This window comes from Tunturiibacter gelidiferens (assembly GCF_013410115.1).
Taxonomy (GTDB): domain Bacteria; phylum Acidobacteriota; class Terriglobia; order Terriglobales; family Acidobacteriaceae; genus Edaphobacter; species Edaphobacter gelidiferens.
The window spans coordinates 1,954,467-1,971,466 of sequence record NZ_JACCCV010000001.1 but is presented as its reverse complement, the minus strand read 5'-3'; the positions used below and the strand labels follow the sequence as shown (position 1 = coordinate 1,971,466).

The window sequence follows — 17,000 nt, the reverse complement described above, 5'->3', positions numbered from 1 at the left end:
ACGACCTACCGCATGCCCGCCGAGTGGTCCCCTCACGCCGCCACCTGGATCGCCTGGCCCCACAACGCCGAGGACTGGCCCAGCAAATTCCAACCCATCCCCTGGGTCTACAGCGAAATCGTCCGCCATCTCTCCCGCGTCGAAGACGTACACATCCTCGTCAACGATCTCGCCGCCGAGCGCCGCGTCACCAACCTTCTCCGCCGCACCGGAGCCAACCTCGCCCGCCTCCACTTCCACCAATGGCCCACCGACCGCGTCTGGCTCCGCGACTCAGGTCCCATCTTCGTCAAGAATCCCCACGGCGACCTCGCCGCCACCAACTGGAAGTTCAACGCCTGGGCCAAGTATGACAACTGGCAACGCGACGACCAGATCCCTGTGCACGTTGCCCATCACTACGACATCCCGCAGATCCGCCCCGAGGTCCAGCTTCCCGACGGCAGCGCACATCGCCTCGTCCTCGAAGGTGGCAGCATCGACACCAACGGCGCCGGCCTCCTCCTCACCACCGAAGAGTGCCTCCTATCCAAGATCCAGGAGCGCAACCCCGGCCTCGGCAACGAATCCGAAACCCGCCAGCGCCTCGAGCACGCCTTCCACGAATACCTCGGCATCGAAAAGGTCCTCTGGCTCCACAAAGGCTGCGCCGGCGACGACACCCATGGCCACATCGACGACATCACCCGCTTCGTAGGCGAAAACAAGATCCTCACCGCCGTCGAGCCCAACACCCACGACGAAAACCACCTACCCCTGGCCGAAAATCTCGACCGCCTCCGCAGCTTCCGCAATCTCGAAAACCAGCCCTTTGAAATCGTCGAGCTCCCCATGCCCGCCCCCGTCATCTTCGACAATCAGCGACTCCCCGCCAGCTACGCCAACTTCTACATCGCCAACTCGCTCGTCCTGGTCCCCACCTTCAACGATCCCAACGACCGCCGCGCCCTCAACATCCTCGCCGCCTGCTTCCCCGACCGCGAGATCATCGGCATCCACGCCGTAGACCTCGTCTGGGGCCTCGGCACCCTCCACTGCCTCAGCCAACAGGAGCCCGCATAACACGGTGACCATTCAACCCTATCGCGCCGCACTCGAAACCTACATCGCCACCCACGCGAACCCGACCCACAAGTTCGGCCATCAGCCTCGCCTCTACGCCCTCACGCAACAGATCGGCCGCGGCCTCACCTACGACGACGACGTAGTCTTTGCCGCCGTCTGGCTCCACGACCTCGGCGTCTTCATCGGCCAACGCCCCGAAGACGAAGCCGCCCTCAAGACCTGGAACCACGTAACCTGCATCATCGAAAAAGCCCCCGCCATCCTCACCGAAGCCGGCTTCCCCTCAGAAAAAATCTCCGCCGTCCTCGAAGTCATCCGCACCCACCAGCCGCAAGACGCTCCCCTAACCCTCGAAGCCACCATCGCCCGCGACGCCGACATCCTCGAGCAACTCGGAGCCATCGGCATCACCCGCACCCTCGCCAAACTCGGCAGCGACACACGCTTCTGCACCTTCACCGAAGCCCTCCACGCCCTCAAAAAACAACTCGCCACCCTCCCCGATCAACTCAAACTCGACACCTCCAGAGCCCTCGCCATACCCCGCTTTCACATCATGCAATCCTTCCTCGATGCCCTCGAATCCGAAGCCGGCCCAAACCTCTACTGACCCGCTCGCACTATCGCGCGATACGACAACATCACAACCCCATTCTTCAATGGCTTCGCCTCAACCAACTTCAACTCCTGCCGCTCCGCAAGGCTACCAAACAGCGGTAACCCTCCGCCCAGCAGCACCGGATGCACCGTCAGCAAAATCTCGTCCACTAAGCGGGATCGCAGCATCGATGCAATCAGCTCATGCCCGCCAAACAACCACAGGTCCTTCCCTGTCCTCCGCTTCTTGAGCCCACTTACAAACTCGACAGCATCCTCACCCACAATCTCCACCTCATCCATTGCTCCGGCCGGCAAGCTCGTCGAAAAGACATAGTTCGTCATCGACGGAAAAAACTTGTTCCCACTTCTTCGCGCAAACTCAAATGTCCGCCGCCCAATCAGAGTCGTATCCAGCGATGCCAGGAATGCACCCATCCCATAATCTGCACCCCCGCGAATCCAGTCGATCCCCCCATCCGGCCCTTCGATGAATCCATCCAGGCTGCACGCTACTGACAGCTTCACCAGACGCATAATAGGTAAGACAATAGCCGATGCCAACCCCATCTCACAACCACACAACCGACAACGACGAAGCCCACCTCCGCGAAGCCATCGCCGAAGCCACCGACGCCGAAGCCAACGGCGAAGTTCCCATAGGCGCCATCGTCGTTCACGGAGACAAGATCATCGGACGCGGCCAGAACCGCGTCCTCCGCGACAGCGACCCCACCGCCCACGCCGAGATCGTCGCCCTCCGTCAAGCAGGCCTTCAGCTCCGCAACTATCGCCTCGCGGACTGCACCCTCTACGTCACTCTCGAACCCTGCGCCATGTGCGCCGGAGCCATCCTCCACGCACGCATCGCGCGCCTCGTCTACGCCGCCCCCGACCCCAAAGCCGGAGCCTGCGGCAGTGTGCTCTCCGTCATGAACCATCCCCAGCTCAACCACAAGGTCGAAGTCACCCCCAACCTTCTCGCCGAAGAATGCGGCACTCTCCTTACAACATTTTTCCGTAAACGCCGCCAGGAAAAGTCACAAGCTCGCATCCTACAAAACGAAGCAGCGAGCAGAGAGACCGTCAAGGAGACGCTCATGACGACAAAGAAAAAATGGTCCGCAGAGGTAGACACCGACTCAACTCATCCCGACGAAGGCCTCTTCAAAAAGAGCGCGTCGGCCATAGCCAACGCCCTCGCCACGAAAAAAGTATCGCCAAAAGGCCCAGCCTCAGGCATGCAGATGTTGAACTTCTACATCAACCGCGCCGGCAAAAACCTATCGCAGGAACGCCACGCGGAACTGGAAAAGGCTAAAACCCTTCTCTCCGAGATCATCGCAAATCAGAAACCAGCATCCGAGAAGCCAGCAACAAAATCCGCAACCAGGAAACCTACAAAGAAAGTTGCGAAGAAGACTCCGAAGAAAGCTGCAAAAAAAGCCCCTGCGAAATCGGCCACCAAAAAATCCACCAAGAGATAGGAGCCTCCCATGTCAGTTCGTCTCGCAGGCAAAGTAGCAATCGTTACCGGCTCCGGCTCCGGCATCGGCCAGGCCATCGCCATTCGCTTCGCCAGCGAAGGCGCCGCCGTCGTCGTCGACTACCGCAACAACATCGACCAGGCCCAGGAGACCGTCTCCAAAGCCGAAGCCGCCGGCGGCAAAGCCATCCTCGTCAAAGCCGACGTCTCCATTCTCGCCGACACACAAAACCTCGTTGATCAGGCCTACACCCAGCTAGGCCGCTGCGACATCCTCGTCAACAACGCCGGCATCGAGAAAGAAGCCGCCTTCTGGGACGTCACCGAAGCCGACTACGACACCGTCCTCAACGTCAACCTCAAGGGCGCCTTCTTCCTTGCCCAGGCCTTCGTCCGCCGTCTCCGCGACGCCAAACAGCCCGGCCGCATCATCAACATCTCCTCGGTTCACGAAGACATGGTCTTCCCCAACTTCTCCACCTACTGCGCCTCCAAGGGCGGCATCCGCATGCTCATGCGTGACCTCTCGGTTGAACTCGGCCCCCTCAACATCACCGTCAACAATATCGCCCCCGGAGCCATCGCCACCCCCATCAACACCAAGCTCATGGAAGACAAACCGAAACTCGACGCCCTCCTCGCCAACATTCCCCTCGGCCGCATGGGCACTCCCGACGATGTCTCTGGCGTAGCTCTCTTCCTCGCCTCCGACGACGCCGCCTACGTCACCGGCTCGACCTACTTCGTCGACGGCGGCCTGATCCGCAACTACCACGAGCAATAATTGCAACGCCTCAAACGAGGATTGACGATGATTACAGACAACGGAATAGAAATCTTCACGGCTCTTCAAGACCTGGTTCATCCGCAGCGTACCGCTCTGCTGGTCTATGACATGCAAGTCGGCATCATCCCGCAGATCAAAGAGGGAGCCGAGATTCTTTCAAAGGTAAGCAGTCTCCTCCAAGCCACTCGCCGCGCGGGCATACGAACCATCTTTACCCGCCACATGTCGCTGCCTCCCGAACTGATGGGGTCGTTCCAATACCGAATGGCCATGGCTTGGCAAGGCAAACAGAACCCCGCTGAAATCTCCTCTCCTTTTCTTCGCGATTCCCAGGCCTTCCAATTATCTCCCGAACTCCAACCACTCCCAAGCGAAGCAATCTTCGACAAGCTGTCCATGTCCGCCTTTGAAGGCACTCCTTTGCAGTTCACTCTTCGCGACTGTGGCATCCGCAGCCTTCTCCTGGTCGGCATAGCCCTCGAAATCGGCATCGAACCGACCTGCCGTCAAGCCGCAGACCTCGGTATCATCCCCATCCTCATCCGCGATGCATGCGGTGCAGGGAATGCTGAAGCCGCCAACCACTGTGTCGCTTCCCTTCAGCACATGGGAGACACCATCGTCACAGACCTCGCGACTATTTCTGCCCTTGTTAGCGCCATCCCTGTTCCGGGAACCAGCGACTCCCGGTAAAATAGAAACATGGATCTCACCGTCTACTCCGCCTCTTGGTGCCGCGACTGCCGCGAAGCCAAGCGCTTCCTCACCACTCACAACATCCCCTACAAAGAGATCGACATCGAGAACACCCCCGGCGCCGCCGACCTCGTCATCGCCAACGTAGGCAAGCGTGCCATCCCCCAATTCGTCATCGACGGCAAGTGGGTCCAGCCCTACCGCCCCGGCGAAGGCTTCCTCCACGACGAGATGGCCGAACTCCTCGGCGTCTCTCAATAACTAAACTCCTCGCACCCGCAGCAGTCACTGACGAAGCACAAGCCACAAGCTCTGCTCTAAGACCCTTAATAACTGTTGCCTGTGTTGTTGCGGTTGCCAGTTCTTTTGTCATCCCGTAGGGATCTGCTGTTGCCTTTGCCGTTGCTGTTGCTAGTTTTTTTGCTTGTCATCCCGTAGGGATCTGCTGTCGCCGTTCCTTTGCTGTTGCCGTTGCCGTTGCTGTTGCCTTTGCTGTTGCCGTTGCGTTTGCCGTTGCTTTGCCGCTGCAGTTGCCGTTTCTCTTGCCGTTCACTGTTGTTTTTTTGATAGGCCGGGCTTTAGCCCTTGAGATATACCCTCCGCCGACAGTCAACACTACCAACCAAGATCGACACATTCGAATGCGCAGCCGCAGACTTTACCCATAGAAGGAAACATCATGATCGCCCGCTACACACGTCCCGAGCTAGGCCGCATCTGGTCCGACGCCAACAAGTACCGCTGCTGGCTCACCGTAGAAGTCGCCGCCTCGCAAGCCCTCGCCAAGTTCGGCCTAGTCCCCCAGTCCGCCGCCGACACCATCCGCGACAAGGGCGCCTTCACTGTAGACCGCATCAACGAGATCGAAGCCGAGGTGCGTCACGACGTCATCGCCTTCACCACCACCGTCGCCGAGCACATCGCCGACCCCGAAGCCTCCCGCTGGCTCCACTACGGCCTCACCAGCACCGACGTCGTCGACACCGCACAATCCCTCCAGCTCAAAGAAGCCTCCGCCATCATCCGCGCCGGCATCGTAGCCCTCTCCGAAACCCTGAAGAAACGCGCGCTAGAGTTCAAGCACACCCCCATCATCGGCCGCACCCACGGCATCCACGCCGAACCCAGCACGTTCGGCCTCAAGCTCCTCCTCTGGTACTCCGAGATGCAGCGCAACCTCACCCGTTTCGACGCCGCCGCCGAAGACCTCCGCGTAGGCAAGCTCTCCGGAGCCGTCGGCACCTTCGGCCACCTCAAGCCCGAGCACGAAGAAGCCATTTGTAACCAACTCGGTCTCAAACCTGTTGCCATCGCTACACAAGTGGTCCAGCGCGACCGCCATGCCGCCTACATCTCCACCCTCGCCGTCCTCGCCAGCACCCTCGACAAGATCGCCACCGAGATCCGCCACCTCCAGCGCACCGAGGTCCGCGAAGCCGAAGAGTTCTTCAGCGAAAAACAAAAAGGCTCGAGCGCGATGCCGCACAAGCGCAACCCCATCACCAGCGAGCAGATCTCCGGCCTCGCCCGAGTCATCCGCGCCAACGCGCAGACCGCCTTCGAAAACGTAGCCCTCTGGCACGAACGCGACATCTCCCACTCCTCCGCCGAGCGCATCATCCTCCCCGACTCCACCATCCTCGCCGACTACCTCCTCGCCAAAACCGAGAACCTCATCGCCAAACTCCTCGTCTACCCCGCCCGCATGTTGAAGAACCTCGAGTCCACCGGCGGCCTCATCTTCTCCGGCCAGCTCCTGCTCGACCTCGCCGAATCCGGCATGTCCCGCGAGGACGCCTACCGCCTCGTGCAGGGCCACGCCATGAACTCCTGGAAGAACGACCTCATCTTCCGCGACGAGATCGCCAAAATCCCCGAGATCACCGCCCGGCTCTCCCCCGAAAAACTAGCCCGCGCCTTCGACTACAACCGCCAGCTAGCCAATGTAGACGCCATCTTCGCCCGCGTCCTCAATCAATAGACTTTTTCCACCTGAACGAACGTCCTTCCTCATCCCATTCCCGCATCCCATCTATGGGAGATTTCATGCAGAAGAGGCTTTTCCACGAAGTAATCCGAGTCGTTGCCACTTTGGCCTTCTTAGTCCTGCCCCTCTGCGCGCAGACCTCCGACTACGACCAGCCCTATCGCCCGCAAGTCCACTTCTCCCCCGAAGAACACTGGACCAACGACCCCAACGGCCTCGTCTTTTACCAGGGCGAGTACCACCTCTTCTTCCAGTACAACCCCTTCGGCAACCAGTGGGGACACATGAGCTGGGGCCACGCCGTCAGCACCGATCTCCTCCACTGGCACGAGCTCCCCGTCGCCATCCCCGAGCACGACGACACCATGATCTTCACCGGCAGCGTCGTCGTCGATCACCAGAACACCAGCGGCCTCTGCACTCACGGCGACTGCCTCGTCGCCATCTACACAGGCCACACCCAAACTCCAGAAGGCATCCGCCAGACCCAAAACCTTGCCGTCAGCCTCGACAAGGGTCGCAACTGGGCGCAGTACCCCGGCAACCCCGTCCTCGATCTCCACATGGCCGACTTTCGCGACCCCAGCGTCTCCTGGGATCCCATCGCGCACCACTGGATCATGGCCGTCTCCCTCCCCAAAGAACATAAGGTCCGCTTCTACTCCTCCCCCGACCTCAAGCAGTGGACACTCCTCAGCGACTTCGGCCCCACCGGCGACACCAACGGCGACTGGGAGTGTCCCGACCTCATCCGCGTCCCCTCATCAAACAGGGCCAGGACCATCTGGGCCCTCAAAGTGGGCCTCAACCCAGGCGCTCCGCAAGGCGGCTCCGGGGAGCAGTACTTCCTCGGCGACTTCGACGGCAAAGCCTTCCATCAGTCCCACCTCCGCGGCTCCCACGGCTGGACCAACTACGGCAAAGACGACTACTGCGCCATCAGCTTCAACAATCTGCCCAAAGATCAAAAGCCAACCCTCCTCGGATGGATGAGCAACTGGCAGTACGCCGCCAAGATCCCCACCACACCCTGGCGAGGACAGATGAGTCTTCCCCGTCGTCTCTCCTACATCAGCGACTCCGCAGGCCTGGCCCTCATTCAGGAGCCCGTCGTCGCTCCCCTCCGAGGAAAAAACTACGAAGTCTCTGCCCTTTCCATCAACTCCTCCGCCCTCTACGGAAGCGGCCATACCATCCAACCTCCCTTCGAGATCCGACTCCAATTCGGCCACCCCGTAGAACCGGTCTTCGGCCTCAGGATCTACTCCGACCAGCAACACTGGACCGAAGTAGCCTTCGACACCAACAAGAAAGAGTTCTACATCGACCGCACCCACTCAGGCGCAGCCATCAGTCCCGACTTCCCCGTCCGCACCACCGCGCCACTCATCATCACTCGCCCCTACGACCTCACCTTGATCGTCGACCGCTCCTCCGTCGAAGCCTTCGCCCAGGACGGAACCATCGCCATGACCGACCTCGTCTTCCCCGTCTCCAACAACCTTCAAATCCAGATCTTCCCCGACGACGCCAAGCCAATCCAAAGCGAAGGCCAACTCTGGGAGCTCAAATCAATCTGGTAAAACAAAGCAACGCTCCAAAAAAGCTGGCCGATTGAAGTGACGATTAGAAGAGTGAGAACTTACCCGTGAATATTCTGACGGCGCTGAGAATAGGTAAATGGTTCTTTCTGATCGTTTCGGTTTTCTGCGGTCTCGTCTTAGTCGGAGATTTGACAATTAACCCCAAACCAAATGATCCGTGGACAGCCTTAGCAGGCATGTGCGGATTTGCATTGCTGTATCTCCGCGCGAGGGGAAGAATCAAGCGAATTTCGAACTAGCCGACCCTGCCAAGCCTTCAGTGAAGGTAAGGGCTACTTCACCACAAAGCCAAACCCTGTTCGAAACCATCGGCCCGTTATACGATCGTTCTATGAGTGATTTCATTCCAAAAGCAGCCGAAGTTAAGACACGCGGGCTAAGCCCAAAAGCACAGAAGCTTCAAGCCGCACGTGAAAAGGCCGCAGCTCAGGCAAAAGGCGGCGACAAATCCCTCGCCGGATCGTCGACCGCATCCGTCAAGGCGAAGGACTCCTTCGCTGGAACCAAAAAAACAACCTTCCAGCGCAAAGCTGTGTAGCAACGTGGCACCGGTCGCCCAGGCAACCAAACCAGACCGGTGCCTCACACGCGCAAACCCGCAGCCTCCGAATCGCCCCACACGCAAACGTCATCCAATCGCAGTCAACTCCTGACCGAGAGGATCGCTTATGTCCCGCATCGCTCTCATCGCCGGAGTCACCGGCATCGTCGGCATCAACCTCGCACAGCAGCTCCTCTCCCATGGCTGGGAAGTTCACGGCCTCGCCCGTCGATCCTCGAACGGCATCGAAGGCCTAAACTTCATATCCGCAGACCTCCTCGATGCCGCCGCACTGCGCTCCGCCATCGCCCATCTCAAGCCCTCGCACGTCTTCATCACTACCTGGCTCCGCCAACCTACCGAAGCCGAAAACATCCGCGTCAACTCCTCAATGGTGCGCAACCTCCTCAAGGCCGTCGCGCCCGCCAAGTCCGTCCGTCACGTAGCCCTGGTCACCGGCCTCAAGCACTACCTCGGTCCGTTCGAGGCCTACGGCAAAGGCAAACTCCCCGCCACACCCTTTCGCGAAGACCAGCCCCGTCTCGACATCGAAAACTTCTACTACGCCCAGGAAGACGAGCTCTTCGCCTCCGCCACCCATCATCAGTTCAGCTGGACCATCCATCGCCCGCACACCATCATCGGCTTCGCACTAGGCAACGCCATGAACATGGGTATCACCCTCGCCGTCTACGCCGCCATCTGCCGCGAAACCGGCCGTCCCTTCGTCTTCCCCGGCTCAGGCGCCCAGTGGAACAGCCTCACCGACATGACCGATGCAACTCTGCTGGCCCGCCATCTCGAGTGGGCCTCAACAACTCCCGCCGCACGCTACCACGCCTTCAACGTAGTCAACGGCGACGTCTTCCGCTGGAGCTGGATGTGGTCTCGCCTCGCCGCCTGGTTCGACATCGAACCCGCTCCATTCCCCGGACAGATCACGCCGCTCGAACAACAGCTGACCGGCACCGAGGAGATCTGGCGCAACATCGCCAAATCCCACAACCTCATCGAACCCGACCTCAACAATCTCATCTCCGCATGGCACACCGACGCCGACCTGGGCCGCCCCATCGAAGTAGTCACCGACATGAGCAAGAGCCGCAAGTTCGGCTTCCTCGACTACCAGCCCACCGACGAAAGCTTCCACGACCTCTTCACCCGCCTCCGCCAAGACCGCATCATCCCCTAGTCGCCCCTTGAAAAGGGCGATCAATAAGCGCTGCGAACCTACATTCCGCACGATGGACCTTTACAATCGCTTCCGGAGTCTAAGAAACTAATGAACGCGACTAGAAGGACAGCGCTACGCTCCACTTACTTTCTTCGGATTGCGTTGCTCTTGGCTACCCTGGTTTCAACAACGCATGCCCAAGACTGCAGCCTCTCCGCATCGAACAAGAAAAATCAATGGAAGGGCTTACAGCCGATCGTTCTCCTCACAGAATACAATCCTTGGGCGATGGCGATTGGCTCCGATTCTCCGTCCTTCGCTCTTTACGTCGATGGGACCGTAATCTATTGGCAAGGAAATCGACGATCTGGCCACTATGTATCAGGCCACCTTTCCAAAATCGAAATAGAAAATCTACTCTCACTCTCGCATCTCGATCACGCTTCCGAATTCAACGATTGCTACAGCATTGTCGATGCAACTGATATGCCAACCAACGTTCTCGTTGTAAACGCCGCGAACGGCTTCAAGACAGTCTCCGTGTACGGTCCACTTCGCCAAAGCATTCCAGATCTACTTACAAGAAAACTACCTTCCGATCTGCAGACGGCATTCGAAACACTATTCGCTTTTCGCGTCAGCGATCCCAAACCTTGGCAGCCCCCTTTTTTCGAAGTAATCATATGGCCATTTGCATACGCAAAATCCAGTGCAAATTGGCCAGCCGATCTTCCGACCGTTAGAGATGCCCGCTCCGTACAAACGAAGCACGGATACAATTTGTTCGTACCGATTGCAAAACTTGCCGAGTACGAAACGTTTGTAGCGAAGCTGCGACCAACACAGGCGGTAGAGATCGACGGAAAGAAATGGACAACGAGCGCACGTTTCCCTTTTCCGCACGAATGACCTTCTCAAATCGTATGACACAGGTCCCGAGATGTGAGCATCCGCCTAAAACGCAAATCCTTCCACTTCGTTGCAAATGTCAGACACCCTCATCCAAATCGTAGACACAGCCGCAGCCGACGCCTACCAGCGCGGAGGCCATCACCTCGTCTGCCATCCCGGCTGCTCCCAATGCTGCATCGGCGTCTTCCCCATCGCCCACGAAGACGGAGCACGCCTCCGCGAAGGCCTCGCAGTCCTCGAGCAAACCGACCCGGCCAAATCCCTCCGCATCAAAAAACGAGTAGCCGAATCCTTAACCCGCCTAGACCCCTGGTTCCCCGGCGACCTCACCACCGGCATCCTCAGCGAGGACCACGAAGCCGCCATCCTCTTCGAAGAGTTCGCCAACGACGAGCCCTGCCCCGTCCTCGACCCCGACCACGGCACCTGCGACCTCTACGAATACCGCCCCATCCTCTGCCGCACCTTCGGACCACCCATGCGCAGCGAAGGCGACAACGGTGAAGTCAATCTCGCCACCTGCGAGCTCTGCTTCATCCACGCCACCGCGGAAGAGATCGCCACCTGTGAACTCGACCCCACCATCCCCGCCCAGGAGGAAGCCAGCAATCAGACCTTCAACGCCGCCCACGCTCTCCACGGCCAGACTCTCATTGCCTACGCCCTCCGCCAATGACCTCGCCAAATCGCAAAGCAGCCAAATAAACTGTCAAGCCCTCGCCAGTCATCCCTGACATGCGATCCCCGCGTAACTCATTGCAAATAGAACTCCTGTACCCCAAAAATTTCGCCCCGAGAGATGGCGTATCAGTTACAGCCGGTCCGCTATAATTGAACGTAGAAGCATCAAAGCAAGTGGCCCGGCGAACCTGCTGGGCCACTTTTCTTTTCACCCTACGAAAGGAAATGCCGTAACCCCATTGTTTAGACGATTTTGCCAGTAACCCCTTTATTTAGAAGATTTTACCGAAACGGAAAACCGCCATGTACTTCAAAATAATAGGCTTACGCTCGAGATACCCCCAGGGGGTAGCCCCAAGGGGTGATAATCAGACCTGATGCCAGAACCTAGCAAAATCACCCTAGCGATCACCGGAGCCAGCGGCAGCATCTACGCCGCCGAGATCCTCCGCGCCCTGGCCGCCGACGAGCGCGTAGCAAAGATCAACTTCGTCGCCTCCGACAGCGCCCTCCGCGTCTTCGCCGAAGAGCTCAACCTGAGCGGCCGCAACGACCTCGCCGAAAAGCTCCTCGGCTCCTCCTGCCCCAAACTCCAACAGCACGCCGAAACCGACATCGGAGCCAACATCGCCAGCGGCAGCTACCCGACCGACGCCATGATCGTTCTACCCTGCTCCATGGGCACCCTGGCAAGCATCGCCAACGGCCTAGCCGCAAACCTCATCCAACGCGCCGCTGACGTCTGCCTCAAAGAGAACCGCCCCCTCATCCTCTGCATCCGCGAGACACCCTTCAACCGCATCCACATCCGCAACATGCAGCTGGCCTCCGACGCCGGAGCCACCATCTTCCCCGCCATCCCCACCCTCTACAACCATCCCCAAAGCACACAAGAGATGGCCCGCAACTTCATCCACCGAGTCCTGGCCCACATCGGTCTGCCCCAACCCAACGCCTATCAGTGGCAACCCGACTAGAAACCTTTGTCCTGCCTGACGGGCCTCCTGCGCGGAGAGCGTCACTTCGTGACGCGTATACCGGTCACGGCAGAACGAACCTTGAAGGTTCTCCCGTTGGTCGAAATCAATCTCTCCCCCGACCAACGGGAGGACCAGCCGAAGGGGTATACAAGTCACGAAGTAACCGCCCCACGCGAAGTGGGCCCGTCCGGCAGGACCGCTCTAATACCCCGCAGCAAACGTCCTGCCACCCCCGCGCATAGGCGGCTGCGCTCGCAAAAACTCCACCGTCCCCTCGACCACCGGCTTCGCACACTCAGCAGGAGCAAGATGTCCGCACCCCTCAACGATGTTCAAAACAGACTGCGGCACACTCTTATGGATCGCCTCGCCCGACGCCAGCGGAATTAACTCATCCTGCGCGCCCCACACGATCAACATCGGCTGCGAGATATTATGCAAACGAAAGTCTAGCAGATCTCGCCCATTGATCATCGAAGCCGTACTCCGATTCACCACCCATGCATTGGCCTGCAGCTTCCGCACCATAGCCTCCGCCGCAAAGTCAGGAATAACCCGAGGCTTCGGCGTCAGAATAGCAATCAACTTCCTCACCCCAGCCGGATCGCTCGGAGTAAACAACTCCGGCCCAAACGTAGCCGGAAAATACAGCCCCGCACTGTCATACACCATCAGCCGATCCACCATCTCCGGATGATCCAGCGCAAGCTTCATCACGACCCAGCCGCCCATCGACCATCCGCCAACATCTGCCCTCGCAACATGCACCGCCTGCATAAACTGAGCCACAGTCTGCTCCTGCAGCGAGATCGAGTAGCTCACATCGGGCTTAGGCGATCGGCCGAAACCAAGCAGATCCGGCACGTACACATGAAATCCCTGCGCTGCCAGCGACGGAATCATCGCCCCCCAGTCTTCCCCCCGAGCTCCCAGCCCATGCACCAACACCAGCGGCGTGCCACCCCCGCCCACCGGTCCCGCCTCAAAATAATGAAGCCTGTACCCGCCAGCTTCGACATACTCGCTCTTCACGCCCTCGCGCCACAGATGAAACCGAGTGTGCTGATCCGCAACCCAAAGGGGATATCGATAAAAGATCAGCCCGGCCGAAATCATCAAAAGCAAGAGAACAGCCAAAACGCGCAGTGCAAGCTTCATAGCAGAATCATCTCCACCTTACAGCTTCAGAGGCTTGCCAAACTCTTCGCCAAATACGGTATGTCCGATCTCAAATCGACCGCCATCGAACTTGTCCGGACCCTTTACATGCCCAATCGCCAATAGCGCAACTACCCAATAGCTCAGCGGAAGCCGCAGTACCTCATGCACCTTGTCCTGTTCGAACCCTTCCATCGGCGCGGTGTCATATCCCATCACCTCCGCCATCAACATCATGTGCGTAAACGCCAGCATCACCTGCTTATTCAGCCAACCCTGCATCTGTCCGCTGCTGAAGCTCGACATGTAGTTCAGCACGCTGCTCTGTGCCTGCGCCGCGTAACTCTCCGGCATCCCGCCTTTGCGTCCCTTCTCGAGTATCAGGTCCAGATCCTTACGCCATCCATCTGTATCGCCGCAGGCCACAATTACCGCCGACGCCTCTTCCACCTTGCCCTGGTTGTAGCTCGCTCCACGCAGCTTCTTCTTCTGCTCCACCGACTGCACCACGACAAACCGCCAGGGCTGAAGGTTGTACCCGCTCGGTGCATGCAGACCCGCATCGAGAATCTGGCGCAGGTCCTCAACAGGAATCGACGCACCATCAAAACTTGGTGTCGCTCTGCGCTCCTGAATTGCCTGACTCAATGTCTTTTTATTTTTTGTCGTCATTTCTTTCTTATCCATATCAATAGAGTGACAGTTTTAACCTGGAAGGTGAGTCTTCGTCCGGCGCATTGCCTATCGTCCTGCAGAAACGATTCTCAAGATATCACTACCCCATCAAACCCTTATCAGTCATCTGAAATGATGCTGCGATCCTCGCCGTGTGTTCAATGAATCTGGCTCATCGCCTGTTCCGTCGCGAAGGGGTTCTGACCGGGAACCTCCGCAATCATCCAGACTCCATGAAACGGCTTCCTCAGCTCCGGATACGCAGCCAGCAGTGCGTTCATCGCATCCGAGTTTCGCTTCCGGGCCGCAGCTGCATCCCCAAGCTGGTCCACCTTCAAGTGTGCTGTGACATCCACCTTGTCATTCCCCAGGGAGTCATCAACGCCAAGCGCGGTAAAGCGGTACTCCGCTCCATCAGTTCCCTTCACCACCAGCGGAGACTCTGCACTCACGCCCTCCGACAATGCAGGCGGAGCAGCGGCAGTCTCCTCTGCCTTCAGCTTCTCAAGGTGCGTGCTTTGAATGAAGTTTGTTGGCCTCAGTAAACTCTCCGCCTGTTGATAGTAGAGCCATGCATTCCAGTGTTCCTTCTGCGCGGTCATCAATCGCGCCTGCGTCCAGTACCACAACCCATCATGCCCCGCCGCCAGCAGAGGCTTCGGATAAAACCCCGCCATCACCCACTGCCCCTGATCCTGACGTAAAAGAAACGACAGCCGCCACGGCGAGCTTCCATCCCGGACATCCACCATCGCAAATCCGTAACGTCCCGGAGCGAGTCCAGAGATAATAAAATCTGCCTCAGCCGCTGACTTATTCAACGAACAGAAAAACTGTGCATCGGGCACCGACCCATCCGCACCACGTTTCAGCTGCGACCCATCCAGCAGATACACCTGTTCCACCTGCAACGCGCCGCCCTTCACATGCGCTGAAGTGCTGCCCACAACATCTCCAATGCCGCCGAAGTCCTTCGCGTACTCCGCAGCTGTGGCCGCACGCAGACCATTCACATCACCGGCCTGAACCTTCGTTGCCAGCCCGCGAGCCGCTGCAGCCAAAGCGTCCCGATCCGCCCCCGTCATCTGCGACTGCGTCGTGCACACTTCAGCCGACGCAACCCCTCCCACTAGTAGCCCCAACGTCAGCCATCCGGTCTTCAATCTAATCATCACGCCCGCCATATCAGCCTGTTGCGGTGCCTCGAGGACTCAGCGGACTGATTCGAGACTCGCCAAAGGCATCCTCAGTCTACAGCCACTCTCACAAATCCAGACAGGCGGCGTCTTCAAAGTCGTCGTCACCAAACACCTGAATCAAAAGAGTCGGATCCTTCACTCATGATTGCAGGCCACTCGAAAGCTCCGGAACGAACAGGACCAACCCGCTGGCTGCGATAGAAAAGTAACTCTACCGAGCCTCGTCCGCGATAAGCTGATCATGAGAGCACGTACTCGTCACGGATGACATTCCTTCGCCGCAACTCGTCCTACAACTACATGCAGAGCAGCACGCCAATTCGTCTCATCACCGCCGCCAGCTTCGCCTTCTCCGCTCTGCTGTCGGCGCAGACCGCTCCGGCTCCGCAGGCTAAACCCGCGGGCGCGGTCCAGACGCTGTCCACCCTCCCAGCCACAGCTCTCACCACTGCACCCACGCCGCCGCCCACGCCCGCCACGCCCCTCACTCCATCCCAGGAGCAGCCAAAGCACGCCCAGGTCACTCTGGCCAACGGCATCCTTTCGGTCACCGCCGACAACTCCAGCCTCAATCAGATCCTCCGTCAAATCTCCCGCGAGACCGGCATAAAGATCACAGGAGGCGTCATGGACGAGCGCGTCTTCGGCCACTACGGTCCCGCCGCGCCGGATCAGGTATTAGCCGATCTGTTGGACGGCACCGGCAGCAATATGCTCCTAGTGGCTCGCGATGGCACGACGCCCGCCGAACTCATCCTCACCCCGCGCCAGGGCGGTCCAACGCCTCCCAACCCAAACGCGCAAACCTTCGACGACAAATCTGATACCGAACAGGCTCAACCAGCACCAGAGCCCCCGCCGCCCTCCACCTTTGAAGCACCTTCCACCCGCAATCGAACGGCCCCGCCCATCACTCCCGCCACACCAGATTCAGCCACTCCGGCCGACACCTCCCAGCCGGACTCACCCAATGGCGTCAAAACGCCTCAGCAGATCTACGAGCAGCTCCAGCGCCTCCGCCAGCCAGCTCCGCCTCAATAACGCCCAATTTAGGATTGAAAATGCAGACAAACCGCGGCTTCCAGGCTCTCGGCGTCGCCGTCTAGCTCTTCAGAACCTGCACAGTAGCCGAGACCTGACGGGCAGCATTCCCCGCGATCTGACGCGCGTGCATCTGGAACGCACTAAACATGGCGATACAAACTCCGTAGGCCACCAAGACACCCACCGCCAACGAAGCTAACACCGCAGACACCAACACAATCGACGAATTCACACCCACTCCTCGGATTTCCAGGCTGCCAGCCCATTCCGCCAGCAACAAGACTTTTACATCGTGACTATTGTTACAAACTTCTGTGTGATTACAATGGCCCGAAAGTAGCTGTTATTGCTCCTTCGGATACATCTTTCCCATTCCGGGGTTGCCTCGATCCAAACCAACGATCCTTCCAGCAA

At 58.9% G+C, this 17,000-nt stretch carries 19 protein-coding genes; 14 read left to right on the top strand and 5 right to left on the bottom strand.

The window, feature by feature from the left end:
* The first annotated feature begins 12 nt into the window (after window positions 1–12).
* Window positions 13–1,062, top strand: coding sequence for an agmatine deiminase family protein (locus HDF12_RS08330; protein ID WP_179583528.1), 1,050 nt, complete (start codon window positions 13–15; stop codon window positions 1,060–1,062).
* A 4-nt stretch (window positions 1,063–1,066) separates the two neighbouring features.
* Window positions 1,067–1,675: an HD domain-containing protein gene (locus HDF12_RS08325; RefSeq protein ID WP_373563875.1), complete on the top strand. Its 609-nt coding sequence runs from the start codon at window positions 1,067–1,069 to the stop codon at window positions 1,673–1,675.
* Here HDF12_RS08325 and HDF12_RS08320 read toward each other — a convergent pair.
* Entirely contained in the window at window positions 1,669–2,226 is a 558-nt protein-coding gene (locus HDF12_RS08320; RefSeq protein WP_179582052.1) for a dihydrofolate reductase family protein, read from the bottom strand. The two genes, HDF12_RS08325 and HDF12_RS08320, sit on opposite strands and share 7 nt — an antisense overlap.
* Between HDF12_RS08320 and tadA the strand changes: the two genes are divergently transcribed.
* From tadA to HDF12_RS08265, 11 genes are all read left to right on the top strand, one after another.
* Window positions 2,220–3,149, top strand: a complete 930-nt coding sequence (gene tadA, locus HDF12_RS08315; RefSeq protein WP_179582051.1) for a tRNA adenosine(34) deaminase TadA — start codon at window positions 2,220–2,222, stop codon at window positions 3,147–3,149. The genes HDF12_RS08320 and tadA overlap by 7 nt on opposite strands.
* Window positions 3,150–3,158: 9 nt before the next feature.
* Window positions 3,159–3,932 (top strand): SDR family NAD(P)-dependent oxidoreductase, encoded by a 774-nt coding sequence (locus HDF12_RS08310; RefSeq protein WP_179582050.1) that lies wholly within the window; start codon window positions 3,159–3,161, stop codon window positions 3,930–3,932.
* Between the two features lie 27 nt (window positions 3,933–3,959).
* On the top strand, window positions 3,960–4,628 hold the full coding sequence (locus HDF12_RS08305; protein ID WP_179582049.1) for a cysteine hydrolase family protein: 669 nt from the start codon (window positions 3,960–3,962) through the stop codon (window positions 4,626–4,628).
* A gap of 9 nt (window positions 4,629–4,637) precedes the next feature.
* Window positions 4,638–4,892 carry a glutaredoxin family protein gene (locus tag HDF12_RS08300; RefSeq protein ID WP_179582048.1) on the top strand — a complete coding sequence of 85 codons (255 nt, stop codon included), beginning with the start codon at window positions 4,638–4,640 and terminating at the stop codon, window positions 4,890–4,892.
* A 418-nt stretch (window positions 4,893–5,310) separates the two neighbouring features.
* Window positions 5,311–6,612 carry an adenylosuccinate lyase gene (gene purB / locus HDF12_RS08295; RefSeq protein WP_179582047.1) on the top strand — a complete coding sequence of 434 codons (1,302 nt, stop codon included), beginning with the start codon at window positions 5,311–5,313 and terminating at the stop codon, window positions 6,610–6,612.
* Window positions 6,613–6,677: 65 nt separating this feature from the next.
* Window positions 6,678–8,201, top strand: a complete 1,524-nt coding sequence (locus HDF12_RS08290; protein WP_257025421.1) for a glycoside hydrolase family 32 protein — start codon at window positions 6,678–6,680, stop codon at window positions 8,199–8,201.
* Between the two features lie 178 nt (window positions 8,202–8,379).
* The gene (locus HDF12_RS22285; RefSeq protein WP_257025420.1) at window positions 8,380–8,760 is read left to right on the top strand and encodes a hypothetical protein; all 381 of its coding nucleotides are present in this window, start codon (window positions 8,380–8,382) and stop codon (window positions 8,758–8,760) included.
* A 130-nt stretch (window positions 8,761–8,890) separates the two neighbouring features.
* The gene (locus tag HDF12_RS08280) at window positions 8,891–9,955 is read left to right on the top strand and encodes an SDR family oxidoreductase (RefSeq protein WP_179582045.1); all 1,065 of its coding nucleotides are present in this window, start codon (window positions 8,891–8,893) and stop codon (window positions 9,953–9,955) included.
* Window positions 9,956–10,105: 150 nt separating this feature from the next.
* Window positions 10,106–10,846, top strand: coding sequence for a hypothetical protein (locus HDF12_RS08275; RefSeq protein ID WP_179582044.1), 741 nt, complete (start codon window positions 10,106–10,108; stop codon window positions 10,844–10,846).
* A 76-nt stretch (window positions 10,847–10,922) separates the two neighbouring features.
* The gene (locus HDF12_RS08270) at window positions 10,923–11,525 is read left to right on the top strand and encodes a YkgJ family cysteine cluster protein (RefSeq protein ID WP_179582043.1); all 603 of its coding nucleotides are present in this window, start codon (window positions 10,923–10,925) and stop codon (window positions 11,523–11,525) included.
* Window positions 11,526–11,907: 382 nt separating this feature from the next.
* Window positions 11,908–12,507 (top strand): UbiX family flavin prenyltransferase, encoded by a 600-nt coding sequence (locus HDF12_RS08265; RefSeq protein WP_179582042.1) that lies wholly within the window; start codon window positions 11,908–11,910, stop codon window positions 12,505–12,507.
* A gap of 204 nt (window positions 12,508–12,711) precedes the next feature.
* Here the strand turns inward: HDF12_RS08265 and HDF12_RS08260 are convergent, their stop codons facing one another.
* The 3 genes from HDF12_RS08260 to HDF12_RS08250 all read right to left on the bottom strand — a co-directional run bounded on the left by HDF12_RS08260 (window position 12,712) and on the right by HDF12_RS08250 (window position 15,515).
* A complete protein-coding gene (locus HDF12_RS08260; protein ID WP_179582041.1) occupies window positions 12,712–13,668 on the bottom strand; it encodes an alpha/beta fold hydrolase in 957 nt (318 codons plus the stop codon).
* An 18-nt stretch (window positions 13,669–13,686) separates the two neighbouring features.
* Window positions 13,687–14,340 carry a nitroreductase family protein gene (locus tag HDF12_RS08255; protein WP_179582040.1) on the bottom strand — a complete coding sequence of 218 codons (654 nt, stop codon included), beginning with the start codon at window positions 14,338–14,340 and terminating at the stop codon, window positions 13,687–13,689.
* A gap of 161 nt (window positions 14,341–14,501) precedes the next feature.
* On the bottom strand, window positions 14,502–15,515 hold the full coding sequence (locus HDF12_RS08250; protein WP_257025419.1) for a hypothetical protein: 1,014 nt from the start codon (window positions 15,513–15,515) through the stop codon (window positions 14,502–14,504).
* 291 nt (window positions 15,516–15,806) lie between these two features.
* On the opposite strand from HDF12_RS08250, the gene HDF12_RS08245 reads away from it, so the two are divergent.
* A complete protein-coding gene (locus HDF12_RS08245) occupies window positions 15,807–16,583 on the top strand; it encodes a hypothetical protein (protein ID WP_179582038.1) in 777 nt (258 codons plus the stop codon).
* A 61-nt stretch (window positions 16,584–16,644) separates the two neighbouring features.
* Here the strand turns inward: HDF12_RS08245 and HDF12_RS08240 are convergent, their stop codons facing one another.
* Window positions 16,645–16,818, bottom strand: coding sequence for a hypothetical protein (locus HDF12_RS08240; RefSeq protein WP_179580184.1), 174 nt, complete (start codon window positions 16,816–16,818; stop codon window positions 16,645–16,647).
* Window positions 16,819–17,000: the final 182 nt, after the last annotated feature.

Bases quoted from the DNA above. Each gene is read 5' to 3' on its own strand.
- HDF12_RS08330 (WP_179583528.1), top strand. From the start codon at position 13: ATGCCCGCCGAGTGGTCCCCTCACGCCGCCACCTGGATCGCCTGGCCC.
- tadA (WP_179582051.1), top strand. From the start codon at position 2,220: ATGCCAACCCCATCTCACAACCACACAACCGACAACGACGAAGCCCAC.
- HDF12_RS08310 (WP_179582050.1), top strand. From the start codon at position 3,159: ATGTCAGTTCGTCTCGCAGGCAAAGTAGCAATCGTTACCGGCTCCGGC.
- HDF12_RS08305 (WP_179582049.1), top strand. From the start codon at position 3,960: ATGATTACAGACAACGGAATAGAAATCTTCACGGCTCTTCAAGACCTG.
- HDF12_RS08300 (WP_179582048.1), top strand. From the start codon at position 4,638: ATGGATCTCACCGTCTACTCCGCCTCTTGGTGCCGCGACTGCCGCGAA.
- purB (WP_179582047.1), top strand. From the start codon at position 5,311: ATGATCGCCCGCTACACACGTCCCGAGCTAGGCCGCATCTGGTCCGAC.
- HDF12_RS08290 (WP_257025421.1), top strand. From the start codon at position 6,678: ATGCAGAAGAGGCTTTTCCACGAAGTAATCCGAGTCGTTGCCACTTTG.
- HDF12_RS08280 (WP_179582045.1), top strand. From the start codon at position 8,891: ATGTCCCGCATCGCTCTCATCGCCGGAGTCACCGGCATCGTCGGCATC.
- HDF12_RS08270 (WP_179582043.1), top strand. From the start codon at position 10,923: ATGTCAGACACCCTCATCCAAATCGTAGACACAGCCGCAGCCGACGCC.
- HDF12_RS08265 (WP_179582042.1), top strand. From the start codon at position 11,908: ATGCCAGAACCTAGCAAAATCACCCTAGCGATCACCGGAGCCAGCGGC.
- HDF12_RS08260 (WP_179582041.1), bottom strand. From the start codon at position 13,668: ATGAAGCTTGCACTGCGCGTTTTGGCTGTTCTCTTGCTTTTGATGATT.
- HDF12_RS08255 (WP_179582040.1), bottom strand. From the start codon at position 14,340: ATGACGACAAAAAATAAAAAGACATTGAGTCAGGCAATTCAGGAGCGC.
- HDF12_RS08250 (WP_257025419.1), bottom strand. From the start codon at position 15,515: ATGATTAGATTGAAGACCGGATGGCTGACGTTGGGGCTACTAGTGGGA.
- HDF12_RS08245 (WP_179582038.1), top strand. From the start codon at position 15,807: ATGACATTCCTTCGCCGCAACTCGTCCTACAACTACATGCAGAGCAGC.